This window comes from Synechocystis sp. FACHB-383, assembly GCF_014698605.1.
Classification (GTDB): Bacteria; Cyanobacteriota; Cyanobacteriia; order Cyanobacteriales; family Microcystaceae; genus Synechocystis; species Synechocystis salina.
This window is the reverse complement of the sequence record NZ_JACJTJ010000009.1, coordinates 14,437-37,124: the sequence shown is the minus strand read 5'-3', so window position 1 is coordinate 37,124 and position 22,688 is coordinate 14,437. Positions and strand designations below refer to the sequence as shown.

The following is a 22,688-nucleotide window of genomic DNA, read 5'->3' as shown; positions in this document are numbered from 1 at the left end:
AAAACGGATTGGCTTTACTACCAAATTTGCGATGCTTCCACCCCCTACTGATGTCTGGATTGTATACGCCAACTTCCTAGGGCGATCGCCATCCTGGGGTATCTCACGATTTATTGAACAGGAAACGGCAGGAAAAATTAGACCAACCCTGCTACCATTGCCCAGTTATGCCCGCAACATTGTCGCCTAATTTCCTTCCCCTAGTGAAGGGGGCATAGAAAAGGTACTGTCCAGGAATAAAAAAGTAATGCGGTATAAATATTGCCCGGTACTTCTAGGTGTAGAAATTTTTATAGGCGTTGCCGCCGCCAAAAGCTTGGTAGAGGATGGTGAAATCTAGTGGTTTACTTGAACTCGCTGGGTTTCCGATCAACCCGGTTAAAAAATTCAAGAAATAAAGGGCTGTTCTCGATAAAGGCGAGGCTGTGGTTTTGAAAAGAATCTTTTAATTCCGGTACTTTCAGCGATAGGACACTTACCACGATCTCTATTTTGGGTTTTTTTTTTGCACTAACATTTGTAGTTCAAATTGGGGTCTATCAAACTTTAGTACTCTGCACTAATTTCCCTGTAGATAAAAAAACGACACCTCTTTACTGTGTCAACTTGACCAAAAAGTCGCAAACATTTTTCCCGTGTCACAGTTTGCTATGGCGATCGCCATAGGTTGTCCGATTTACGGAGAGCAACGGCGGGGAAATTAGGCAACATCGCTTAGGGATTTTGGAAGATGCTAAATAAATTAGCCGCCCCTGCAAACAGGGAGAGTATCACAGCAACGAGTATTCCCTGGTTAATGAACTCCTGATTCTCCAAACCCTTGCCAATGCCCGAAACTTTTTCGTCTAGGGTGTTGATTTGCCCTGACAATTTTTCGTCAGTGGATTTGATGTCTCCCTTGATTTCTGCCTGGGAGACTTTCAACCCATTAAGGGCTTCATCTGTTTTAGCCTGATTGGAGTCTATTTTTTGCTCCATACGGTCTAATCGGGCATCAATTTTTTCCAGAATTTTGCCTAAATCTGTTTCAATGGTTGGCATTTAATTTTCCTCTTAGTTGACTGGATACCATAGCCTTGATTTTTTGTTGTATCTTCATGGTGGAATAGCCCTGATCGCCGGGTGGGTTTCCTTGGTTTTTCCATGGCGGTTGCCCCAGCTTTTGACTGTATTGGCTGATATGCCTAGTTTGTCGCCTAGTTCTGGCCCACTCAGTCCCTTTCATTCCCACCGGCGATCGGGGCCACCGGGGCAATTACCAGCGTTTGGGGGGAGTTATCGGCCAGGTTATGGACAATATCTAAAACTTCCACTGGTTCCATTGCGGGGGTTTCTGTCTTGGTGGGGGACTGGGCTAGGCGACGGCTTCGAGCTTTTTTAATTTGATTAATTCCCCCTCCAACTCGCCAAACTTAGCCGATGTCCTGGCCTCCATATTGGCGATCGCCGGAGAGATCCAGCAATGACAACAAAAATTCATCGGCACTTTGAGCTACTACATTAAATTTCTCTAGGGATTTTTTTGGGAAATGCTTGAGATTATCCGTCACTATGATCTCAGCTTTCCCCACCAATGCCGCTGCTAAAACATGGCGATCTCCCTCATCATTGTCCATGCAGGGAAGCAAATCATCCGTCATATCGATCAAAGCTTCAGGAAAAGCCAGATTCATTACCTGATTTAACCTATCTGCCTGAATCCTATTCATACGACCATCTTTAACGAGATTACGGAAACCCCAGCCAATATTTCTTCAGTCGAGCGCACCTGATACAAACCCGCTTCGGTGGCGCAAAGCAGAGTATCCCTGAGATACATTGGATATAAGACACAAGAATCCAGCACCACAGGCAAAGCAATCATCAAAAATCCTAAACCGCCTCAGTCTGATAAAAACCGAGTTCCTGACTGGTGGTAATTAATTCTGTTAAAGCAGTCTGGCGATCGCCATCCCGTTTTTGTCGATAATCAAGGACATCTTCTGCTTTTATTCTGCGATGGGAACCAATTTTCGTAAAAGGAATTTTATTCTGATCCAAAAGTTTGTAGAGATAGGGGCGGGAAATATTCAGTAAATTCGCCGCTTCTTGGGTGGTTAGATAATGCTCCTGGGGAATAAGTGTTACCCTTTTTCCCTGGGCCAATAGGGGGGTAACTTGTCTTAAAACCTGATAGAGAGATTCCGGCAGATACATTTCTTCCCCATCCATGCCAACCAATTTTGGGTAGGCCTGTTCGAGTAGCTTTGTTAAACGCAGTAAATCACCAGAGTTTAACTCAGAGTCAAAGACAGGGCTATTCACTGGAGCATTAACAGACATAATTGATCACCAGGCTAACTGTAATAAGTGTAACATTATTAAATTAAGGATAGTGATTGCCAGTTATCCTATAGTAATTGAGGCGATCGCCGAATTATTCAGTCCATAACAGCCCTATTTTTCTTCGGGTAGAATTACCCCAAAACTTTGACAGATAGCTATTTAAGGGCATTTTCCATGGTGTCAAATGTACCCAAATAATAGTTGATTCTCAAATAGGTGACTCTTGTACTACTGAGAGAGTTCAATTTGAGCTTGGGCTTGGGCTTGGAGATGGCGGAGTGTCGATTCAGTTTTGAGAAAATGGGAATGAAAACCATTGGTTAATTTGACGGGCACGGGCTACTCAATTTCAGAATGAGATTGTTGATAAAGCTTGCTCCTTCTCCTGTTCAGAAACCTCCAGATAGTGGGACAACACATTCAAATTCTTGTGGCCACTAATTTTCTGAATAACCCTCAAATTAATTCCTTTACGACACATCATAGTTAACGCAGTCCGCCGAAAAGAATGGGTAGATACCCCCCTAACCCCAATCAAATCTGTAGCAGTTTTCAAAATTTTGTGGGCCATGGAAGGATGGAGATGCGACCCAACTCGTTTACCCCTAAATACATAGGACGATGGAAACCTAACGGATTGTTGAGCTTGCCGATATTCATCAAACAAAACTTGCAACGCCGGAGTAATGGCCACAGTCCGACTAGATTTAGTTTTGGTTTTTTCAATACGAAAGGTCATGGCATCGGTGGTGACATCATCCCAAGCCAGAGAACAAGCTTCGCCAATACGGCAACCCGTATAAAGACAGATGCCAAATAATAGGCGATCGCGGGAAGTCAGTAATCCAACCGTGAAAAGGTCATGCAATTCCTGCTCCGTTAATACTTTTGCTTGCCCCTGGCGGTTAATTTTCATTCAATAAAATATATAAAATATTGAATAGCTCCCACAACCCTAAGTTTATCGTGGAATTTTTCAGATTACTCCTCGCCCAACACAGCTTATTACTAATCTTTATCAGTTGATAAATTAGGAAAATTACTAATATTCCTAAAATTGCCCCGTACAGTGTTTTACGAAAGGAGATGATGGATAAATATCTGGAAACCAAAATATCGGGGTTAAAGACGATTCTCAAGGGCGCATTTTGTACTATATTCCTATTATTTTCATTAAACCCTTGGATTTACATAGCCCAAACAAGCAATGGAACATAGAGCATCGAAGTGGGCACGCAGTGTGCCTTAGGCATCTCAAGCGGAAGTCACCAGGACAGTGGCGAACTCGGTTTGAAAATTAGAGTTTTCAAGGCGATCAATCCAAAATTCCATTTTCCGGAAAATGGAATCCATTATCTGGAAACCGTTTTCTTGATTATGGTTTCCGGTTTCCGTATAATGTCTGTAAGTTTTGAGGTTACTGCTTTATGGTTTGTAATTTAGCGGTTTTCAATATGAAGGGGGGAGTGGGAAAGTCCACTACTGCGTATAATTTGGCAGCAGGTCTGGTCAAATTTCATCAGCAAAAGGTTTTAATTGTTGATATTGATCCTCAAGGCAATGCTTCGGCGGCTCTAGGAATTTCTATTTGGGAACTAGAGGCTCAGCTTAAAGATGTACTTCAGCGTCAGATTGCAATTAAAGAGATCATTGTTTCTACTGCGTCAGGGGTAGATGTGGTTCCTTCCAATATTTTATTGGCGGAACAAGAAATTCCCATCGCAGGTTTACCCGGTCGGGAGCTTCTCCTACGAAAAGCTTTGGGTTCCATCCAGAAAGCATACGATTTTATTATCATTGACTGTCCTCCAAATGTGGGAGTTTTCGCCGTCAACGCATTGATGGCCGCTCAAAAGGTTGTTATTCCCGTGGATATGAGTTATCTCGGTTTATTGGGGATTCAGGGAATTGAACGAGCCTTAACATTAGTGCGAGACCACCTTGATCATCCAATCGCTGTTGCTGGAGCATTAGCAACTCGTTACGACAAACGCAATAATCTCAGCCGAGAAGTTCTGGCTTCACTACAAGAGCATTTTGGCGATCTGATGTTTAAAACATTGATTCCTGAAACGGTCAAATTGCGGGAAGCCCCCAGCTATGGGCAATCCATTTTCGACTATGACAGCAATAGTAATGGTGCCATTGCTTATCAGGCGTTAGTTAAAGAGGTAATTGCACGATGAATGTAAAAAGAAAGTCTGGATTAGGCAATAATCCCTTGGCTTCTGCTCCTACCGCGAAGGGAATTTTCCATAAAACAGAAACTGGAAACCAGAATCCAGAAAATGAAACTATCTCAAGCATTGCACAGATACAACCCGACACCCTCCAAACAATTCCCCCCAAAACACCAGAAACTGGAAACCAGAATCCAGAAAATGGATTCCTGCAAGCTAGTCGTGAGCTAGATAAGATTACGTTGCGAATCCCAATTGAGTTAAACGATTGGTTAGATAGTTTGCTCAAACAGGGAAAACGTAAGCATGGACAAAAAATACCTAAAGAAATTTGGGTTCAGGCAGCGTTAGAATTGTTACGGTCAATGCCTGTAGATTGGGCGGAAGTACAAGATCTTGAGCAAATGCGTGAAAAACTCAAGATTCTGGAAAATGGAATCCAGAAACCATAATCAAGATTTCAAGATTTATGGTGTAATTTGAGGGGCGATCGCCAAATTAGCTTTTGATGTTATTCCCCAAGATCCAACTCGTAATGAATATCGACAGGGAAGCACCCTTGGGGATGATTATAAGCACTGGTTTAGGGCTAAATTTTTTCAGCAGTACCGATTATTTTTTCGCTACCACCAAGAAAGTAAGATAATTCTCCTGGGTTGGGTTAATGATGAAAACTCTAAACGAGCCTATGACAGTAGCACAGATGCCTATAAACTCTTCAGAAAAATGTTGGAGAGTGGTCATCCCCCTGATAATTGGAATGATTTGCTGGTAGAGGCTAAAAGTTCAATTGAACGTTTACAGAAAGTTGCTGAAACTGAACTTTAATTTTCTCGCTGCTTGATCCGGCGATCGCCGATGCCAAACATTTAATGAACTAATCCCCAAATTGAGGGAGTATCGAGATGGTACTCCCTTGTTTGTTTGGTCATGGATGGTGGCGATCGTTCTTTATCTAACGACTTGCGCTTCACAAGCGACAAGTAAAACATAACTTGGCAACGGCCTGTATTGACTGTCTTCTGCAAGCGCTGGTTAGCTAGCTCCTATCCATAAACTCGATAAATCTTGAAAACCGATTTCTCCTTTTCTTCCAACCGAACTTATGAACTTATCCAATGAATTAGGATATTAGTCTTAGAGCGTGTTTGAAAAGTAGGTTGAATTTGGAAAAATGGTGAAAACTACAAAATTTTCACCACAGTAATGATAATCAGAAAATCCTACAATACCGACATCAGTGAGCGCCAGTGGCAATTGTTAGAACCTCATCTGGGTAGTGTTATTCATGTAGTGAGGTCAAGATGAAGCCATCTTTAATTCTTCATTATAGTGGTTGATAAAATGCAAAATTGCAGACTCATGATTGAAGAAGCTTTTGGAAAAAGAAAGACACTTCCTAACCAACCTGGAACATCTTTGCCTTAACGTGTTGTTAAATCTTTCGATATGGCTAGTTTCTCCAGTTTCTTTACCACTTGGATGATGTTTATCTGCAGGCACTACCTTCTCATAAGCCTGCCAAAAATCAGTATAGACTTCTGCACCCTGACGATATTCTTTAGGTATTGATTCCCAGAATTGTTTAGCATCTTCTCTTGTTCTATTGCCAAGATGAAAACCTACAATTTGCTTTAAATTTCTATCTAATGCTAGCCAAATATAAACAGGATTTTTTTTAGAGCAAACAAATGACCACAACTCGTCACATTCGAGAATTAAATCATCAAGACAGAAAGCTGGATTAGCTGTATGAAAAGAGATTGAGCGATAAAAATTATTAACGTAATTTTGTAACCACTTAATCGATATTCCCAGCATTCTTGACAAACCTCTGAGAGAAATTCTCTCTAGAAGTCCTCGTTCAATGTATTTAATTTCTTGCCTGCTTATATAACGCTTTGTAGGATTTTCCACAAATTGTCTGCCACAGTCCTTACATAAATATTTTTGTTTTTTGTTATGAATGCTACCATTCTTCAAAATATGCAATGAACCACACGATGGACAGGGAGGACGTTTACCTTTATTGTCGTTATTCATGGGCTTAATTGGTCAAGTCAACAATGCAAATTAATGTAGTTTCCAATATAGCTGAAGTTTTAGGAAAATCAACAGGAATAGTTTTAAACAACTATTTTGACTATTGCTACCGCCCATTTTAAGCTTTCACTACATAGATAACACTACCTCTATCGAGAGCATCCGTTTACGGCAATCAGCCCATCATCAGAAGTACATGCTAATCATTTAGAAGCATTGAACAGTGCGCTACGGCGTCGTGGCACAGCCTACCGACGGAGACAAAACCACTATGCCAAAGAGCTAGAGGGGTTGCAGAGAGCTCTTAACGTGCAGAGGTTGCTCCACAACTGGAGCCGTCCTCATGGAAGTCTGAAGAAAAATACCACTCCAGCTATGGCTATAGGATTTATTGACCGCCCTGTTGAAATTGTAGAAATCCTGACGTGTAGGGGTTTTCATCATTTCACTCCTTAAGAGGACAGTGCCAATTGGCCCCTTAACGGTGTTTTCCGTTCCACTGCACCTCAGACCCCTACTTCTAGGTGTAGAAATTTTTATAGGCGTTGCCGCCGCCAAAAGCTTGGTAGAGGATGGTGAAATCTAGTGGTTTACTTGAACTCGCTGGGTTTCCGATCAACCCGGTTAAGAAATTCTAAAAATTAAGGGCTGTTCTCGGGAAAAGCGAGGCCGTGTTTTTCAACAGAATTCTTTACTTCCAATGCTTTCGGCGATAGGACGCTTACTCTGATCTCTATTTTGGGTTTTTTTTAATTGAACTAATATTTATGGTTCAATTGGGAATGTATCGAATCTTCGTACCATACGTTAATTTCTCCGTCGATGAGAAAACGACAGCCCTTTACTGTGTCAACTTGGCGTAAAAGTTGCCAACATTTTTCCTGTGTCACAGTCTGCTAGGGCGATCGCTACTGGACAAGCACCGAGAACTGGAGAAATCCGCTGCCCAAAATTAGATTTTGACCACCAGTGAGATCAAAGAATTACTAGGGGTTGTTGGGTGTTCCGGCGGGCGCGAAGCGTGCCTTCGGCATCGGGGAAAATTGGTGATCAGTCAGCCTGGATTGTCGAGAAAATTTAATTTTCCTATCACCATTTTAACTGTCTGGTTTTGACTGGACATATCAGTTGCTATTCTTGACACTACATCTAAAATCCTTAATTTATTTATACTTTTTTGTCCAGTCGGTTATTTTTTTACTAGACAAGTAATTAATGAAGGATGAGCGTTATCCCCCAAATTGGAATCAGATCGCCTTGGAGAAAAAGCAGTCTGTTGGCTGGGTTTGTCAACGGTGCGGGGTGCAATGTCTCAAGCCTGGGGAGGGAAAGGGTCTGTTAAAAGAAGAACGCTACCGGCTCAGGATGTCGGTTCACCATTCCGATTACGATCCGGGGAATAATGTGCCGGGAAACTTAATGGCCCTATGCTCCCCTTGTCATCTCCACTACCACCGCAGGCAACAGGGAAATGTGACACCAGGGCAATTATCGTTGAGGTTTTGCTAGGGGATAAGAATATCTAAAACTGGGCTTGTGATGTTGCTTAATTTCATCGCAATTTCATTTTGTTTTGTCACACTGGAATCAAGGAGACAAAATAAAATTTGAGTACTAAAATGCGTCATTCCCTTTGGCTTTATGGATTGGTCGGACTAGTTGTTACTGGTTCTGCCACAGGAGTAGCTTTCGCTTTCCGGAATCAATCTCCAACAGTGTTAGCCCAAAATTCTATGCAGATGGGGTGGACAGACCAGAGTTTTATCGAAATGATGATTCCCCACCATCAGGATGCGGTGGAGATGGCGGAAATGGCCTTGAAGAAAGCCCAACATCCTGAAATTAAAACCTTGGCCCAGGCAATTATCCGAGATCAAGAACGAGAAATTAAAGAAATGAAGACTTGGTATCAACAATGGTTTAACCAGCCCGTTCCTGCTCTGTCAACCCAGGGCATGATGGGTATGGGTCAAGGGCACGGCATGATGGGCATGGGGCAGGGGATGATGGCTATGGATTTAAAAACCTTGGAAACGGCAACCAACTTTGACCAGGAATTTATTCGTCAAATGATTCCTCACCATCAAATGGCGGTGATGATGGCCAGTAATTTAAAAACCAATACAAATCGTCCAGAGATGGATAAACTGATGGATGATATTATTCGCTCCCAGAGTGCGGAAATTAAGCAAATGAAGCAGTGGTATAAAGCTTGGTATGGCGGCTAGGGGGCGATGAGGATTTTATTGGTGGAAGATGAACCAGACCTGGGAATGGCTTTAGAAAAAGCTCTCCGACGGGAAAATTACATTGTCGATTGGGTACAAGAGGGAATCCTGGCCTGGGATTATTTGGATCAAGGTTGGGTCAACTATACCCTGGCAATTTTCGATTGGATGGTACCGGGTCTATCGGGGTTGGAACTGTGTCAACGTCTCCGGTGCCGGGGAAGTTCTTTACCAATTTTGATGCTGACGGCCAAAGACCAGATTGAAGACAGGGTTAGGGGTCTGGACGCAGGGGCGGATGATTATTTAATTAAACCTTTTGGGATGGCTGAACTATTAGCCCGTTTACGCTCCTTGCAAAGGAGATCGCCGGAATTGCAACCCCAGCAGTTACGGGTGGGGGAATGGGAATTAGATTATGGGACTTTTGCGCTGGTAACCCCAGAGCAAGCAAGAATTGCCCTCACAGCCAAGGAGTTCCAGCTTTTGGAATACTTCATGAAACATCCCCAGCAAATTCTTAGTAGTGAACAAATCAAAAATCAACTGTGGGCGCTGTCGGCGGAATCCACCAGCAATGTGGTGGCGGCCCAGGTGCGCCTACTAAGGCGAAAATTAGGGGAATACGGCCATAGCCATCTCATTGAAACCATGTACGGTCTAGGGTATCGTTTCCAGCCCCATTCACTCCATGCAGACAAATAAACTGTTCAACCTATCCCGTTGGCGTTTGGCCAGTTATTATGCTGGGGTTATGGGACTAATTTTGGGTCTGTGCGGCTTAGCCGTTTATGAAATGACCTCCCAGGATCATTGGCGATCACTAGATCAAGAGCTTACATCCCTGGCTGGGACACTCCATGATGGCTTAGAGCCTATTTTGCAGGAACCCGGACAGTTACAGCCGTCAGTTAAACAACTCTTACCCAATCTTTGCTTAGGAACTCAGCCTTGCTTCCTATCCAAACCCCGTGGTCACATTCTTAATGCGACCCAACAACCGGGGTATTATGTGCAATTTTTGGATTTGAACGGTCAGTTATTGGCAACGGCAGGGGAAAATCCTCCTGGTTTGGCCTTTGAGAGGGAAACCACCCGCCAGCGTCCGTTAATAGATCAACGGGGCAATAGGTATCATCAGGTGTCCTTGCAACTCAAAACGGCGACGGGACAGCCCTGGGGTTATCTTAAGGTAGGTCGTTCTTTAGTGGAATATGACCATCATTTACGCACCATTCAGGTATTTCTGATTTTAAGTTTGCCAGTGGTAATGATGGGGGTGGGGGGAGCGAGTTGGTTGTTAGCTGGTTTGGCCATGGGGCCCGTTTATCGTTCCTATCAACAAATCCAACAGTTCACCGCAGATATTGCCCACGAATTACGCACACCTATTACAGCCATTCAAGCCACTTTAGAAACAACCTTAAGTACGGAGCCTAACTCGGAGGAAATCCACAGTACTCTCCAAATACTGAAACGTCAAAATTACCGTCTCACCCATTTAATTCAGGATTTATTGCTCCTCTCTCGCATAGATTTACACGACGCTAATCGAAGTCAATTCCAACCCTGTTGCCTTAATGATTTGGTTAGTGATTTAGTGGAAGAGTTTGCTGGTTCGGGTATTACTGCTGGTGTGCAACTATCTGCTGAAATACGGGTTGAGCAACCCGTTAGGGTCAAGGGGGAAGAAGACCAACTTTATCGTTTAGTAGCCAATTTAATCAGTAATGCCATTCACTACACTCCCGCCGGAGGAATAGTGAAAATCATTCTTGAGACTGACAAACAACAGGCTATCATCCAGGTTCAAGATACGGGTATTGGTATTGCCCCAGCAGAACAAGCTCGGATTTTTGACCGCTTTTATCGGGTGGATGGGGCCCGGTCTCGACAACAGGGAGGGGCCGGATTAGGATTAGCCATTGCCCAGGCGATCGCCATTAAGCATCAAGGCGTTTTGAGCGTAGAAAGTGAATTGGGGCAAGGCAGTTTGTTCACCATACAGTTGCCCATTGTCTCCGCATCAATGGCCCATTCTTAACCTCATTTCATCTTGGTTTCATATTCCTCTGAAAGACTAAAGACATTCCACTGCACCTCAGACCCCTTTATTGGACTGGTTGCCCGTTTCTTTCCATTAAGTTAAGTTTAAAATTTTTCCAATCGCCCTATTCTGATCATTTGCCAAAACCTATGCAGAAAAAAATTTCTCCCCTACCCCGCCTTGCCCTCTGGTTGGGAGGCATTGGTTTAACTGCAGCTAGTTTAGTGCTCCCCACCGTAACCCAAGCCCAAAGTAACCTCTCCGGTGGTAGTGCCATTCCCCCTCTAGCGCCGATCCCCGAATCTACCTATATTCCCCCTTCAGTTCCCTCCGTCCCAAGCACTTCTACTGTAGACAGTAATGCCTTAGCCACTCACTTGCTTTTGGTTTTGGGAGAAAGGAAAGTTTACGCCTATCAAAACGACAAAGTTTTAGCCAGCTACCCCGTAGCCATAGGTAAAAAAGGTTGGGAAACTCCCCAGGGTAATTTCCAAGTTATTCAAATGGTGGAAAATCCTGTCTGGGAAAATCCTTGGAATGGGAAGAAAGTTCCCGCTAGTGTGAACGGCCCAATTGGCATCCGTTGGATTGGTTTTTGGAGCGATGGTAAAAATACCATTGGTTTCCATGGCACTCCTAAAAAACAGGAAAATCTCCTAGGTAAAGCCGTTTCCCATGGTTGTGTGCGGATGCGTAATCCGGACGTAGTCTCCCTATTCGGCATGGTACAAAGTGGTACCCCCGTCAGAGTGGTCCAGAAAAAATAGATTTTAGCCATTGGTGATCGGTATCGGCTCAGAATGGCAGTTCACCATTGCAATTATGACCCAGCTAATAACTACTCCCCTAGTAAATTGACAACTTTATGTTCCTCTTCTCATTTTTACTATCACCGTAGGCAACAGGGGAAGATTCAGTTGGGGCAAATATCTGTAGCGCCTGCATCATCTCAATTATGAAGCAATTATGAAAAGACATCGCTATCCACTATGCTTGTAATTATGAAACAATTATGAAAAGTAATGGATTGGCATGTACAGCGGCGATCGCTCCTTGGAGCCGGGCTTCTAGGGGCTGGTACTTGGTTGGGTAGACGGTTTAGCCAACCAGCGCTGGCTCAGGAGCAGCGTGCCCCGACTGCTCCGGGTCTTTATCACCAGGGCATGACTACCCTAGGCGATGTTGATCACCTTAAAAATGGCTTTGACCCTCACGTACTGCTAACCCAGTGGGATGGAGGACGTGTCTCAACGCTGCCCAGTAGGCAGCGCCTGCGAGAGTACGACATCGCCACCGTTGAGCGAGAGATTGAGGTGGCTCCGGGGGTGTTCTATCCTGCCTGGACGTACAACGGTCAGGTGCCGGGGCCAACGATTCGAGTCACGGAGGGCGATCGTATTCGCATTCGCTTTACCAACCAGGGTACTCACCTACACACCCTGCACTTTCACGGTATTCATGGAGCCAGGCAGGATGGCATTCCCGGAGTGATGGAGGCTGCGCCGGGGCAAACGGTGACCTACGAGTTTGATGCAAAACCCTTTGGCTGCCACCTCTATCACTGTCATTCTGTGCCGTTTAAGCGCCATCTCCACAAAGGGCTCTACGGAGCGTTCATTGTTGATCCTGACCCCCAGCGGCATCCCGACCAGGTAGAGGTTGCCCGATCGCGCCTGCTGGGCTCCCCAGAAAACCAGCGCTGGCAAGAGTTAATGATGGTGATGAATGCCTTTGACACCAACTTTGACGAGGAGAACGAAGTCTACGCGGTTAACTCTATTCCCCATGCCTACATGAAGCAGCCGATTCCCATTGAGCGCGATCGCCCAGTGCGCGTCTATCTAATTAACGTGACCGAGTTTGATCCGATCAATTCCTTTCACCTGCACGCCAATTTCTTTGACTATTACGACCATGGGACGACGTTGACGCCGACTTCCCGCACCGTCGATACGGTGATGTTATGTCAGGGGCAGCGGGGCATCATCGAATGTTCCTTTGCTGACTTTGAACCAGGGGTGTACATGTTCCATGCTCATCAGGCCGAATTTGCGGAACTGGGCTGGATGAGTGCCTTTGAGGTGGTGGCATGAAGGCTTTGCCCTGGCGCTGGATGTTGCCGCCCATTCTATTAGCTGGGTTGATCGCTCTACTGATAATCATGAGCCCGGCTCGGTTGCTCAACTTGAATGCACCGCCCCTGGAGTCTCTGATTGTGGAGCGCACTGTGTTAAATGATCGAGGCATTACCCTTAAAGTGCGGGCGGAGGGGTCAGAACCCATGACTATTGCTCAGGTTCAGGTGGATGGCGCCTATTGGGCGTTTACCCAGCAGCCCCCTGGCCCGATCCGGCGACTGGTGACGGCAACAGTGCAAATTCCATACCCCTGGGTAGAGGGCGAAGCGCATCATGTTCAGTTTTTGACCAACACAGGTGTTACTATTGCCCATCCCATTGAAGTTGCTTTACCCACACCCCCTCTGTCTTTGGGCACACTGCTGAGCTATGGCTGGCTGGGGCTCTATGTGGGGCTGGTGCCGGTGGGGTTAGGCATGTTGTGTTACCCCTATTTAAAAGTGCTGGGCCAACGGGGACTGACCTTTGTTTTAACACTGACGTTGGGTATGCTGGCATTTTTGCTGGTAGATACCATACAGGAAGGGCTGGAGCTGGCCGCAAAGGCGGCGATCGCCTTTCAAGGTCAGGCCTTAGTCTGGTTTGCAGCTATAGTGGCATGTCTGGCCCTATTTGCTGTGGGCCGCCGCCGAGGCAAACCGCCGGAAGGCACTGCCCTCTCTACCTATATGGCTTTGGGGATTGGCCTACACAATCTGGGGGAAGGGCTGGCGATCGGCACTGCTTTTGCTCTGGGGGAACTGGCGCTGGGTTCGTTTCTGGTAATTGGCTTTACCCTCCACAATCTGACTGAAGGGCTGGGCATTGTCGCGCCATTGCTCAAGCAAAAACTGCGTTGGCAGACCTTCATCTTGCTAGCTATCCTAGCCGGACTCCCTGCAGTGCTTGGTATCTGGGTAGGAGCCTTTGCTTTTTCTCCCCATTGGGCAGCCTTGTTCTTGGGGATTGGTGCAGGGGCAATTTTGCAGGTAATTGTAGAACTCGGCACCTACCTACAGCGGCAACTGCATCAGTCAAAGCTCTTCGGCTTGGAGGGGATGAGTTTAGCTGGTTTTACTACCGGGCTACTCGTGATGTACAGCACCGCGCTGTTGGTGAAATTTTAGCCCTTGATAGTGAAGTCAAGTGTAGGGTTTAAGCTAAATTCAACGTTGTTCACAAGATATATATGTCTAAGAGAATTGTCGAAGTGTTTATAGCCGGATGCCCATTATTAAGATCGCTACGTTAGAGCAGGAAATTCAGCAGGCTATGGCCAGTAAAACCATGCTGGAAACCTACCGCACAACCTGGGCTGCCCGACCCTTAGACAATCCATCTGACATTAAAATTTGTAATTGGGCTTTGCTCTAGGGAGAGTGTATCGTGTGCGTCCGCGCTGTAGACAGATATTGAGTTTATCCCAACAAAGGTACGTGAGGCGACATAGCCATTCGCATATTGTCTTATTGCGAATTCTGTTCCAATGCTTGACCCCAAAAACACGATGATTGTAGTCCCATCCATTTATCATTGCGGGTCACTACAACTATTAAGAATGAAGAAAACAAAAACCCACGGGCAAAAAGCTATACGTGGGCAATGTAAAACATATTTTGATCAATATTGATTGTGACAAAAATTTAATTTTGGTCAACTTCCTGGTCCTGGGCTTGGACATATTTCTCAGCTTTCATCAGATTAGCCAAAGCTGATTCTAAATGGGGCCCTGCATCCACCGCAACCCAATCTTCATTGGTCAAGTGCCGCCATTCAAAATGTAGGTGGGGTCCTGTAGACATGCCCGTACTACCAATGCGCCCAATCACTTGACCCCGAGCCACTTGTTGACCTAATTCCACCAAAATTTCCGACATGTGAGCGTAACGGGACTCCTGGGTTCCTTCCAAATGTTGTAGTGTCACCATTAAGCCGTAACCGCCGGACAATTGGGCCGTCGTCACTACACCGTCATAGGCTGCTAAAACTGGGGTTCCCGTGGGAGCACCCATGTCTGTGCCATTGTGCATCCGACCTTGTCCGCTAATGGGGTGCATCCGCCAGCCAAAGGCGGAAGTTATGGGGCTACCACCAGCTATGGGGAAAACTAAGTCCGTCCCTTGCCTCGGTTGTCCTTGGGGGGCATATAAGCCAGTAGCCCTGGTGTATTCGGACAGGGGAGCTAGGGCAATTTTAATACCGCGATTAGCAATGGGTGCCAAGCTAAAAACTTGATTACTTGCCACCGGTTGCCCGATCGCCAGGGAACTAACTTTGGACTGAATATTTAACGGATTGAGGGGAGAACGGTTATTAACGGGGGCAGGATTGTTGGCGTTGATTCTTTGACGACGGGGAGCGATTGCGGTGGGGGGATTCACAGCATTAACCCTTTGCCTTGTTACCGGAGCAGAATTATTGCTGTTGCGATTTGCGGCCGGGTAACGGGTATTAACGGGGGCCGATTGAGCGTTGCGGGGAACAAATTCCACTTCTGTTCTGGTGGGAGCGGAATCAATATAACTGTTTTTTTGTAAACCCTGGCGTATTTTCATCGGTTGGGTTGACACGGGGGCAGAAGGCAAAATGGTCGGGGCAGACAATTTTGGAGCCGCTGGCTTAGCCACAGAGGGAGCCGGGGGAGTAGCAGGTTTGCTTTGGACGGGGGGAGCTATGACCTTGGGGGCGGGAGCGACCGGGGTAACGGGTTGCACTGGGGCCACCGGAGCGGGGGCATCAATTTCCAAGCTTCCTGTAGTACCACCGGGTAAGGACCAAACTAAACTGCCAAGGATAACAAGCCCGCCTAAGGACAGATTGTAGAGACTGTAGCCCTGACGAAAACTTGTTTTCTGGTCTTTTAACTTTGACTGGGACTGCATGGTCAGGTCCTCACACACACATACAGATGGCGAAATACTCCCTTGATTGTAGAGGGTTAGGTTGGAAATGCAAACAGAAGGGGGTGGAACGGAATTTTTCTGGTACTAAGGCTAGGCAACTTCATGGCCCGCCGAGGCGATCGTCAACCCCTTTCCTAAATAGGGTTTCTTTGCTGTGTCTGTAGTGGAAATCTAGGGGTTGACATATCCTTTTATAGTTTTTTGCATAGCCCTGAAAAAAGGCAGGTACCATAATAAGAAGACAAAGTTTCAATCTGCTAATTGAATCTCTTTTGGTACATGCTCCTTGCCGCGGGGCATTGCGGAATTTTATTCCTCAATGGGCGGACAAAACAATACCAGTTCTCATTGTTCCTAGGGATAACAATTGACGACGATTAATCTTAATCATAATGTCTTTTTTGCTTGGGCCTTAATATTTTTCATAACGTTTAAAAATTTCCACCTTTCCTTTATTATTAAATGCTAAAACCTCAAAAGGTTGTTTGCGATTTTCCATTTCCATACCGGGGGTGCCACTGGGCATGGCCGGGACAGATAACCCCGCCATTTGAGGCTTTTGTTTGAGAAAACGTTTAATATCATCAGCCGGAACATGGCCTTCTATGACGTAGCCATTAATAATCGCAGTATGACAAGAGGCTAAAGTTTGCGGCAATTGATGCTGTTGCTTAATCACGTCCATTTCATCGGTTTTAATATCCGTAACTTGAAACCCTTGTTTTTTTACATGGTCAATCCAACCACCACAACAACCGCAGGAAGGACTACGATAAACGGTCATCTTGTTATTCCCTGTGTAAGATTCTCGGGACTGATCCCAAACACTGGCTAAGACAGTGGCATTATTCTCATGAGAAAGCGCGATAGCATTGTTGTTCGGGTAAAAAGAAAGGTTCCCGAACAAGGCGACTAAATTAGCACCGGCGATTGCCGCAATAAAACGAATATTTAACATAATTTTTGTTCCTTCAATGGTTTACCAACCATCCTATCAGATTAGCTAAACTGATAGGACAAGTGTTGCTAGTTTTTATATTAACAGATAACTATAAAATGGAGATGAAATCAACAATTTTTTGCATCATATTAACGCCCCTTACTGCTACTATTATATTTGTTGACGAAGTAGGAAATATTCCCAGGTATTTGTCATTTAGCATGGTAAAGTTACCTTGACAAATGGTAGATACACAAAAAAACACTGCTCTTTTCCCTTCGACTTTTCACCTCGATATGCCCTTGATGCTTAATGGCGATCGCCTGGGGGAGCGGGTAGCGATGACGCAGAGAGGTAGAGATAAAACCTGACCTTATGTCGTCTCGCGTATCTTTGTTGTGGTAGACCTGATATTTTAAGCATGACCTGGTTTGAAAGATCGCAGCCCCTACTAATTATCTTTTCAGTACTACTGGGGTTAGGTCTGTCCCTAATAGGTGATGTTGCTACCCTGTCAGGCCATCTTATTACACCGCTGTTGATGGGAATGTTGTACGCGGCGTTTTTGCCTATTCTGCTGCGGCATCTGGGCGGAGCTTTTCGCAACTACCGCGTGACTATTTCTAGTTTGGCGATCAACTTTGTCTGGACACCCCTGCTGGCTTGGGGGTTAGGAGTCCTGTTTCTGCGGGATGCGCCGGATTTGCGGGTGGGTCTACTGATGTTGATGGTGACCCCCTGTACAGACTGGTATTTATTATTTACTGGCATTGCCAAGGGCAATGTTAGCCTCGCAACGGCGCTACTACCGCTGAATTTTATTTTGCAGATGGTGCTGTTGCCCGTTTATCTGGCTCTATTTGCCCAGGCCGAGGTGTCCCTCGATTTTGGCGTATTGGTAAGCAAAATAGCTATCGTTCTGTTGATTCCGATGGGGTTGGCTTTACTGTCTCGTTACGCAATAGGCCGGCTAAAGGGTCCAACCTGGCTCCATCAAAAGCTGCCGCAGGTGGCGATGGTACAGCTCCTTTGCTTAAACTTGGCGATCGTTGCTATCTTTGCCGCCGAGGGAGCTACCGTTTTACAACAACCCGACCTCGTGCTGCGGTTACTTCTGCCAATTGGTCTATTTTTTATCATCAATTTCCTCCTGTCCCAACTGGTAGGCCGAGCCATAAAGTTGGCCTATTCAGAGGTAGCTTGCCTAACTTGCACAACCCTAGCGCGGAATTCTCCGGTTGCTCTAGCAGTAGCTGCAGCCGCCTTTGGCGATCGCCCCTTGATTGCCCTAACCCTGGTAATCGGCCCGCTGATAGAACTGCCGATTATGGCACTGGTGGCGCAGGTACTCTTGCGCTCTCGCTCTGACTATTCCAAGCCCTCACGTTTGGAATAGAATAAACCACCAAAGTTTTGGATTCATGGGGATAGCTCAGCTTGTAAAGCGTCCTAAGACCCTAGTTTAGAGTCCTGTCTAGCCCTTACGGTACAGATTAAAGGTTAAGACCCATAGCTCACTCATGCGGTCGGGAGAAGAACCATGCAGATCCAAAAAATGTTAGCGATAGCTCTAGGAATCGTGGTTGTGGCAGCCCCTGGAAGTCCAGTAGGCATGCGGAGTGCCCATGCGGTGGAGCAAGCTAGCACTAGTCTCGTAAATCAGGGCCGACAGCAGGCGAAGCAGGGGCAGCTAGAGAAAGCGCTCTCAACCTACAGCCAAGCTATTCAAGCCAATGGCAGCAGTGCCGACGCCTATTTTTATCGCGGTATTGCCTACCACGACCTAAGAAATTATCAGCTAGCCATCACCGACTTTTCCAAAGCACTTGAGCTTCGCCCCAACCATCCAGAAACCTTGTACAACCGGGGAGAGGCTTATGTTCACATAACCAATACCGATGCAGCGATCGCCGATCTGACCCAGGCTATTAAGTTAGCTCCTGACGTTGTGCAGCCTTACTTAGATCGCGGCCTTGTCTTTGCCTCCACCGGCAAATTGCCCCAGGCCCTCCGTGACTTAGATACTGCCATTACTCTGGCCCCAGGTAACGCCGATGCCCACTACAACCGAGGCAAAATCTACACTGAACTGGGCAATGGTAAAGCAGCCATTTCAGACTTCAATACCGCGCTCCGCTTCAATTCTGAGATGGCTGAAGCCTACGGCAATCGGGGTATTTTGCAGTACCAGCTCGGCAACCCGCAAGCTGCCATGGCCGATTTGCGTCAGGCGGAAGCGCTCTTTCAGACCCAGGGCGATGCTCAAGGCTATCAGCAAACTTTACAGTTCATACAGCAGGTGAAACAGGGGAGTAAACAAACCCCATAAAACTAACAAACCTAAATCTCTGAACAGATTTCCAATGGGAACGATTCTCAGTATCATGGACAAAAAGCCTAGGAACCTAATTGATGGCTAATGCTCGTCCAACAAACAAACTTCCCATTCAAGCGACTGGCGCTCCCGGCTGTGACACATCACTAGTGCATTTAGACAACGTGCGCCAGGTACAACCCGAGGTTTTGAGTACCGAGAAGGCCCAGCGGATGGCAGAGTTTTTCAGTGCGCTTTCCGACCCCCACAGGCTCAAGCTACTGTCGGCCCTAGCCCAGCAAGAACTTTGTGTGTGCGATCTGGCGGCGGCGGTGAAAATGGGTGAATCGGCGGTGTCTCATCAGCTACGGGTGCTGCGATCTCAGCGTCTAGTCACCTACCGTCGCCAAGGCCGCAACGTCTACTATGGACTTGCCGACGACCATATTATGAACCTCTACCGGGAAGTGGCCGAACACCTGGATGAGTGACATAATGCTTTGCAGTTCAGCAAGCAAATTTTTTTATTGATAACTAACGCCACTGTCATGTGACTTAGGCAAGTACCGTAGACCCATTGCAATAAAGGATAGAAACAGGACTCCCATGGCTCCGGCTAGCGGGTTTTGGTTTAGCCCCGTTACCCACTCCGGCACTTGCTCAGTGTAAATCACCAAATCCCCCACATCGACTAGGTAATAGCCCGCTACTAGTCCCCCATGCAGTCCAATGGCCAGTCCTAGCCGTCCGGCAGTGTGCTGGCGTGCCCAGCCAAGGGTCAGCCCCAGCAGTAGTAGGCCCGGAAAACTAGGCAGGCTCTCTACAATAGCTTCCCACGGTTTGATAAAGTGCACTGCCGCATAGATAGTGCCGCTGGCCCACAGTGCTGGAGTAAACCCCCAGTTGTACCGCAGTTCATCTATCAGCCAGCCGCGAAATAGTAGTTCTTCGGCCAAGCCAACAGCTAGACCCACCAATAATCCCTCTAGGGCAATTCGGACTAGGGTGGGCGGTGCTGGTTGCCAAGTGAGCCAACCTAACCAACCCTCCAGGGTAAACAGTAGCTTCAGGCTCACTAGACCCACGACTATCCCCATTGCTAGCTCTCGCCCAAATTGGGCTGTTGCTTCTAGCCCGTGGGCGCGCAGCGGTTGAGTTTGTCCATGCACGCGGCGACCCCATGGCACCAGCCAAACCACAAATAAAACGTAAAGCAAAACTAAGGGAATAACGCTCAGAGAGCCATCGGTGCCCAACCACGCATAGAGAAACAGGGCAATGGGCACCCAAACCAACGCCAACAATAACAGAAAGCACAAAACCCTTATTGCGGCAGGATAGTGAACCAGCTTATGCAGTTGAATCATGCCAAAAACATCAGTTTAATCCGGTTGCCATTGTATTTCAGCATTCGGGAAGGAATATAAAACACTGGTTCTGCTCCTGGCAATAAACCTGGAAGAGAGGTTATAAGTCGTCTTAGATTCTATTTTATGATGTATTATCTGAATAAGTTTTCAGATGTTCAGGAGAATATCTTCAGGTAATCCAATGGCAGACTCCCACTCGAACGGTACTTGCGCTCACGACTCTAACCAAAGCGGTGACGTAGATAGCTGTGCTGCTCACCCGTCAGCTACCAATCAGGGGTCAGAGGCTCAGGGCAGCTGCTGTGGTGACGAGCATGGTCACACCCATGATCGCGACGATTTCAACTTGCGCCGCGAAATAACACCGGTCGCCATCGCCGCCATTCTTTTTCTCATTGGACTAATCTTTAATGAGCGACTGCACAACACCCCCTACGCCATCGCCGAATATTCGGTGCTGATTCCGGCTTATCTAATCAGCGGTTGGAGCGTATTGACCACGGCGGGGCGCAACATTCTGCGGGGGCGCATCTTTGACGAAAACTTTCTGATGACGATCGCAACTCTCGGCGCGATCGCCATTCACGAAATTCCCGAAGGTGTGGCGGTAATGCTGTTCTTCCAAGTGGGGGAACTATTTCAGGGCTACTCGGTGGGGCGATCGCGCCGCTCGATCAAAGCCCTGCTAGAGATACGGCCCGACACCGCTAACCTCAGCATTGATGGTGACATCCGTGCGGTTTCCCCTGAGACCGTTAAGGTTGGGGATGTGATTGTGGTGCGTCCCGGTGAAAAAGTACCTCTAGATGGCGAGATTCTGGAGGGTAAATCCCTGGTTGATGCCTCCGCCCTGACAGGCGAATCGGTACCCCGCACCGTTGCCTCTGGCGAGACCGTGCTTGCTGGGATGATCAACCAGTCTGGACTACTCACGGTACGGGTGACCAAACTCTTTGGAGAGTCCTCGATCGCCAGAATTTTGGAACTGGTCGAAAACGCTAGCAGTAAAAAAGCCGACACTGAAAAATTCATCACCCGTTTTGCTCGGTATTACACCCCGGTGGTGGTGTTTCTTTCCTTGGCGGTAGCGATTTTGCCACCCTTGTTTATTGAGGGAGCGATCCAGGCTGAGTGGACTTATCGCGCTCTGGTGATGCTGGTGATCTCCTGTCCCTGCGGGTTGGTGATCAGTATTCCCCTCGGCTACTTTGGCGGGGTGGGTGGTGCAGCCAAACGCGGGATTTTGGTCAAAGGTTCAACCTATTTAGACACCTTGACCCAAGTGAAAACGGTTGTATTCGACAAAACCGGCACTCTCACCCAGGGCAACTTTCGCGTGACGGATGTGGTCACCCACAATGGTTTAAGCAAACCTCAACTGTTGGAATTAGCCGCCCAAGTCGAGTCCCAGTCAACTCATCCGGTAGCCCAGTCAATTCGCCAAGCCTATGGGCAGACCATTGATACCTCCGACGTGCAAGACTACGAAGAAATTGCCGGTCATGGCATCAGCGCTACGGTTAACGGTCGCGCTGTTTTGGCGGGGAATGATCGGCTACTACACCGCGAAGCCATCCCCCACGATGTCTGTGTAGTAGACGGCACCGTGGTTCACTTGGCTGTGGATGGTGAATATAGTGGCCGCATCATTATTGCTGATGAGCTGAAAGAAGATGCCGTTGAAGCCATTCAGGCGCTTCATGCCCAGGGTATTCAGACAGCGATGCTAACTGGGGATAGTCAATCGGTAGCTGAACACGTCGCCAAAGAGCTGGGGCTTGATCAGTATCGAGCCGAGTTGCTGCCAGAAGACAAGGTAAATGCCCTAGAAGAATTCTTACGGCGTGCCCGCCAAACCAAGAGCAAAGTGGCCTTTGTGGGCGACGGCATCAACGATGCCCCAGTCATCGCTAGGGCTGATGTGGGCATCGCCATGGGGGGGCTTGGCTCCGATGCGGCGATCGAAACCGCTGACGTGGTAATTATGACCGATGCACCGTCAAAGGTGGCTGAAGCAATTCAAATTGCCAAAAAAACCCGGCGCATTGTTTGGCAAAATATCATCCTTGCCATGACCGTCAAAGCCCTCTTTATTGCCCTAGGCGCTATTGGCTTGGCCACCCTTTGGGAGGCTGTCTTTGCTGATGTCGGGGTGGCACTGCTTGCCATCCTGAACGCCGGGCGGATTATCCGCAATCCACGATAGATCGAGATCAGGCAA

Annotated in this window: 25 protein-coding genes and 1 pseudogene; 18 read left to right on the top strand and 8 right to left on the bottom strand. The window is 47.0% G+C overall.

What is annotated here, in order from left to right; all coding sequences use genetic code 11:
- The first annotated feature begins 31 nt into the window (after positions 1 to 31).
- Entirely contained in the window at positions 32 to 190 is a 159-nt protein-coding gene (locus H6G45_RS00620; protein ID WP_190595599.1) for a hypothetical protein, read from the top strand.
- 524 nt (positions 191 to 714) lie between these two features.
- Here H6G45_RS00620 and H6G45_RS00615 read toward each other — a convergent pair.
- The 4 genes from H6G45_RS00615 to H6G45_RS00600 all read right to left on the bottom strand — a co-directional run bounded on the left by H6G45_RS00615 (position 715) and on the right by H6G45_RS00600 (position 3,241).
- Complete coding sequence (locus H6G45_RS00615; protein ID WP_190595597.1) at positions 715 to 1,041, bottom strand: hypothetical protein; 327 nt, start codon at positions 1,039 to 1,041, stop codon at positions 715 to 717.
- A gap of 371 nt (positions 1,042 to 1,412) precedes the next feature.
- Positions 1,413 to 1,709: a hypothetical protein gene (locus H6G45_RS00610; protein ID WP_190595595.1), complete on the bottom strand. Its 297-nt coding sequence runs from the start codon at positions 1,707 to 1,709 to the stop codon at positions 1,413 to 1,415.
- 163 nt (positions 1,710 to 1,872) lie between these two features.
- The gene (locus tag H6G45_RS00605) at positions 1,873 to 2,322 is read right to left on the bottom strand and encodes a helix-turn-helix domain-containing protein (protein WP_190595593.1); all 450 of its coding nucleotides are present in this window, start codon (positions 2,320 to 2,322) and stop codon (positions 1,873 to 1,875) included.
- Positions 2,323 to 2,674: 352 nt separating this feature from the next.
- Entirely contained in the window at positions 2,675 to 3,241 is a 567-nt protein-coding gene (locus tag H6G45_RS00600) for a site-specific integrase (RefSeq protein ID WP_190595591.1), read from the bottom strand.
- 511 nt (positions 3,242 to 3,752) lie between these two features.
- Here H6G45_RS00600 and H6G45_RS00595 point away from each other — a divergent pair.
- Genes H6G45_RS00595 through H6G45_RS00585 form a run of 3 tightly spaced genes read left to right on the top strand, consistent with a single transcriptional unit; the run spans position 3,753 to position 5,333 of the window.
- A complete protein-coding gene (locus tag H6G45_RS00595) occupies positions 3,753 to 4,511 on the top strand; it encodes a ParA family protein (RefSeq protein WP_199309495.1) in 759 nt (252 codons plus the stop codon).
- A complete protein-coding gene (locus tag H6G45_RS00590) occupies positions 4,508 to 4,957 on the top strand; it encodes a hypothetical protein (protein ID WP_190595589.1) in 450 nt (149 codons plus the stop codon). Before H6G45_RS00595 ends, H6G45_RS00590 begins: the two co-directional genes overlap by 4 nt.
- A 37-nt stretch (positions 4,958 to 4,994) precedes the next feature.
- The gene (locus H6G45_RS00585) at positions 4,995 to 5,333 is read left to right on the top strand and encodes a type II toxin-antitoxin system YhaV family toxin (RefSeq protein ID WP_190595680.1); all 339 of its coding nucleotides are present in this window, start codon (positions 4,995 to 4,997) and stop codon (positions 5,331 to 5,333) included.
- A gap of 471 nt (positions 5,334 to 5,804) precedes the next feature.
- Here the strand turns inward: H6G45_RS00585 and H6G45_RS00580 are convergent, their stop codons facing one another.
- Positions 5,805 to 6,548 (bottom strand): IS1 family transposase, encoded by a 744-nt coding sequence (locus H6G45_RS00580; protein WP_190595587.1) that lies wholly within the window; start codon positions 6,546 to 6,548, stop codon positions 5,805 to 5,807.
- 144 nt (positions 6,549 to 6,692) lie between these two features.
- On the opposite strand from H6G45_RS00580, the pseudogene H6G45_RS19380 reads away from it, so the two are divergent.
- The 9 genes and pseudogenes from H6G45_RS19380 to H6G45_RS00545 all read left to right on the top strand — a co-directional run.
- Positions 6,693 to 7,004 (top strand): annotated as a pseudogene (locus tag H6G45_RS19380) (IS1 family transposase); the annotation flags it as partial.
- A gap of 759 nt (positions 7,005 to 7,763) precedes the next feature.
- Positions 7,764 to 8,057, top strand: a complete 294-nt coding sequence (locus H6G45_RS19945; RefSeq protein WP_347338231.1) for an HNH endonuclease — start codon at positions 7,764 to 7,766, stop codon at positions 8,055 to 8,057.
- Positions 8,058 to 8,167: 110 nt separating this feature from the next.
- The gene (locus H6G45_RS00575; protein WP_190595586.1) at positions 8,168 to 8,776 is read left to right on the top strand and encodes a DUF305 domain-containing protein; all 609 of its coding nucleotides are present in this window, start codon (positions 8,168 to 8,170) and stop codon (positions 8,774 to 8,776) included.
- 6 nt (positions 8,777 to 8,782) lie between these two features.
- On the top strand, positions 8,783 to 9,481 hold the full coding sequence (rppA, locus tag H6G45_RS00570; protein ID WP_190595584.1) for a two-component system response regulator RppA: 699 nt from the start codon (positions 8,783 to 8,785) through the stop codon (positions 9,479 to 9,481).
- On the top strand, positions 9,468 to 10,820 hold the full coding sequence (gene rppB, locus H6G45_RS00565; RefSeq protein WP_190595582.1) for a two-component system sensor histidine kinase RppB: 1,353 nt from the start codon (positions 9,468 to 9,470) through the stop codon (positions 10,818 to 10,820). The genes rppA and rppB overlap by 14 nt, the downstream gene beginning before the upstream one ends.
- 152 nt (positions 10,821 to 10,972) lie before the next feature.
- Positions 10,973 to 11,590, top strand: coding sequence for a L,D-transpeptidase (locus tag H6G45_RS00560; protein WP_190595580.1), 618 nt, complete (start codon positions 10,973 to 10,975; stop codon positions 11,588 to 11,590).
- A gap of 255 nt (positions 11,591 to 11,845) precedes the next feature.
- Positions 11,846 to 12,916, top strand: coding sequence for a multicopper oxidase domain-containing protein (locus H6G45_RS00555; RefSeq protein ID WP_190595578.1), 1,071 nt, complete (start codon positions 11,846 to 11,848; stop codon positions 12,914 to 12,916).
- Positions 12,913 to 14,067, top strand: a complete 1,155-nt coding sequence (locus H6G45_RS00550) for a ZIP family metal transporter (protein WP_190595576.1) — start codon at positions 12,913 to 12,915, stop codon at positions 14,065 to 14,067. Before H6G45_RS00555 ends, H6G45_RS00550 begins: the two co-directional genes overlap by 4 nt.
- A gap of 97 nt (positions 14,068 to 14,164) precedes the next feature.
- Complete coding sequence (locus H6G45_RS00545) at positions 14,165 to 14,314, top strand: hypothetical protein (RefSeq protein WP_190595574.1); 150 nt, start codon at positions 14,165 to 14,167, stop codon at positions 14,312 to 14,314.
- Positions 14,315 to 14,583: 269 nt separating this feature from the next.
- Here H6G45_RS00545 and H6G45_RS00540 read toward each other — a convergent pair whose 3' ends face one another.
- Entirely contained in the window at positions 14,584 to 15,822 is a 1,239-nt protein-coding gene (locus tag H6G45_RS00540) for a M23 family metallopeptidase (RefSeq protein WP_190595572.1), read from the bottom strand.
- A gap of 433 nt (positions 15,823 to 16,255) precedes the next feature.
- On the bottom strand, positions 16,256 to 16,801 hold the full coding sequence (locus H6G45_RS00535) for a DUF411 domain-containing protein (protein ID WP_190595569.1): 546 nt from the start codon (positions 16,799 to 16,801) through the stop codon (positions 16,256 to 16,258).
- Positions 16,802 to 17,025: 224 nt separating this feature from the next.
- On the opposite strand from H6G45_RS00535, the gene H6G45_RS19745 reads away from it, so the two are divergent.
- The 4 genes from H6G45_RS19745 to H6G45_RS00520 all read left to right on the top strand — a co-directional run bounded on the left by H6G45_RS19745 (position 17,026) and on the right by H6G45_RS00520 (position 19,588).
- Positions 17,026 to 17,154, top strand: coding sequence for a hypothetical protein (locus H6G45_RS19745; RefSeq protein ID WP_255512790.1), 129 nt, complete (start codon positions 17,026 to 17,028; stop codon positions 17,152 to 17,154).
- Positions 17,155 to 17,204: 50 nt separating this feature from the next.
- Positions 17,205 to 18,179, top strand: a complete 975-nt coding sequence (locus tag H6G45_RS00530; RefSeq protein WP_190595567.1) for an arsenic resistance protein — start codon at positions 17,205 to 17,207, stop codon at positions 18,177 to 18,179.
- A gap of 144 nt (positions 18,180 to 18,323) precedes the next feature.
- Complete coding sequence (locus H6G45_RS00525) at positions 18,324 to 19,112, top strand: tetratricopeptide repeat protein (protein WP_190595565.1); 789 nt, start codon at positions 18,324 to 18,326, stop codon at positions 19,110 to 19,112.
- 194 nt (positions 19,113 to 19,306) lie between these two features.
- Entirely contained in the window at positions 19,307 to 19,588 is a 282-nt protein-coding gene (locus H6G45_RS00520; RefSeq protein WP_347338230.1) for a metalloregulator ArsR/SmtB family transcription factor, read from the top strand.
- Between the two features lie 33 nt (positions 19,589 to 19,621).
- Here the strand turns inward: H6G45_RS00520 and H6G45_RS00515 are convergent, their stop codons facing one another.
- Complete coding sequence (locus H6G45_RS00515; RefSeq protein ID WP_347338229.1) at positions 19,622 to 20,383, bottom strand: CPBP family intramembrane glutamic endopeptidase; 762 nt, start codon at positions 20,381 to 20,383, stop codon at positions 19,622 to 19,624.
- Between the two features lie 430 nt (positions 20,384 to 20,813).
- Here H6G45_RS00515 and H6G45_RS00510 point away from each other — a divergent pair, with 430 nt between their 5' ends.
- Positions 20,814 to 22,673 (top strand): heavy metal translocating P-type ATPase, encoded by a 1,860-nt coding sequence (locus H6G45_RS00510; protein WP_242017984.1) that lies wholly within the window; start codon positions 20,814 to 20,816, stop codon positions 22,671 to 22,673.
- Positions 22,674 to 22,688 lie beyond the last annotated feature (15 nt).

What these genes read in the sequence shown, in the direction of transcription:
- H6G45_RS00540 (WP_190595572.1), bottom strand. Translation starts at nt 15,822, where the DNA reads ATGCAGTCCCAGTCAAAGTTAAAAGACCAGAAAACAAGTTTTCGTCAG.
- H6G45_RS00530 (WP_190595567.1), top strand. Translation starts at nt 17,205, where the DNA reads ATGACCTGGTTTGAAAGATCGCAGCCCCTACTAATTATCTTTTCAGTA.
- rppB (WP_190595582.1), top strand. Translation starts at nt 9,468, where the DNA reads ATGCAGACAAATAAACTGTTCAACCTATCCCGTTGGCGTTTGGCCAGT.
- H6G45_RS19745 (WP_255512790.1), top strand. Translation starts at nt 17,026, where the DNA reads ATGGTAGATACACAAAAAAACACTGCTCTTTTCCCTTCGACTTTTCAC.
- H6G45_RS00595 (WP_199309495.1), top strand. Translation starts at nt 3,753, where the DNA reads ATGGTTTGTAATTTAGCGGTTTTCAATATGAAGGGGGGAGTGGGAAAG.
- H6G45_RS00560 (WP_190595580.1), top strand. Translation starts at nt 10,973, where the DNA reads ATGCAGAAAAAAATTTCTCCCCTACCCCGCCTTGCCCTCTGGTTGGGA.
- H6G45_RS00605 (WP_190595593.1), bottom strand. Translation starts at nt 2,322, where the DNA reads ATGTCTGTTAATGCTCCAGTGAATAGCCCTGTCTTTGACTCTGAGTTA.
- H6G45_RS00615 (WP_190595597.1), bottom strand. Translation starts at nt 1,041, where the DNA reads ATGCCAACCATTGAAACAGATTTAGGCAAAATTCTGGAAAAAATTGAT.
- H6G45_RS00575 (WP_190595586.1), top strand. Translation starts at nt 8,168, where the DNA reads ATGCGTCATTCCCTTTGGCTTTATGGATTGGTCGGACTAGTTGTTACT.
- H6G45_RS00620 (WP_190595599.1), top strand. Translation starts at nt 32, where the DNA reads ATGCTTCCACCCCCTACTGATGTCTGGATTGTATACGCCAACTTCCTA.
- H6G45_RS00580 (WP_190595587.1), bottom strand. Translation starts at nt 6,548, where the DNA reads ATGAATAACGACAATAAAGGTAAACGTCCTCCCTGTCCATCGTGTGGT.
- H6G45_RS00550 (WP_190595576.1), top strand. Translation starts at nt 12,913, where the DNA reads ATGAAGGCTTTGCCCTGGCGCTGGATGTTGCCGCCCATTCTATTAGCT.
- H6G45_RS00545 (WP_190595574.1), top strand. Translation starts at nt 14,165, where the DNA reads ATGCCCATTATTAAGATCGCTACGTTAGAGCAGGAAATTCAGCAGGCT.
- H6G45_RS19945 (WP_347338231.1), top strand. Translation starts at nt 7,764, where the DNA reads ATGAAGGATGAGCGTTATCCCCCAAATTGGAATCAGATCGCCTTGGAG.
- rppA (WP_190595584.1), top strand. Translation starts at nt 8,783, where the DNA reads ATGAGGATTTTATTGGTGGAAGATGAACCAGACCTGGGAATGGCTTTA.
- H6G45_RS00610 (WP_190595595.1), bottom strand. Translation starts at nt 1,709, where the DNA reads ATGAATAGGATTCAGGCAGATAGGTTAAATCAGGTAATGAATCTGGCT.
- H6G45_RS00555 (WP_190595578.1), top strand. Translation starts at nt 11,846, where the DNA reads ATGGATTGGCATGTACAGCGGCGATCGCTCCTTGGAGCCGGGCTTCTA.
- H6G45_RS00525 (WP_190595565.1), top strand. Translation starts at nt 18,324, where the DNA reads ATGCAGATCCAAAAAATGTTAGCGATAGCTCTAGGAATCGTGGTTGTG.
- H6G45_RS00590 (WP_190595589.1), top strand. Translation starts at nt 4,508, where the DNA reads ATGAATGTAAAAAGAAAGTCTGGATTAGGCAATAATCCCTTGGCTTCT.
- H6G45_RS00600 (WP_190595591.1), bottom strand. Translation starts at nt 3,241, where the DNA reads ATGAAAATTAACCGCCAGGGGCAAGCAAAAGTATTAACGGAGCAGGAA.
- H6G45_RS00535 (WP_190595569.1), bottom strand. Translation starts at nt 16,801, where the DNA reads ATGTTAAATATTCGTTTTATTGCGGCAATCGCCGGTGCTAATTTAGTC.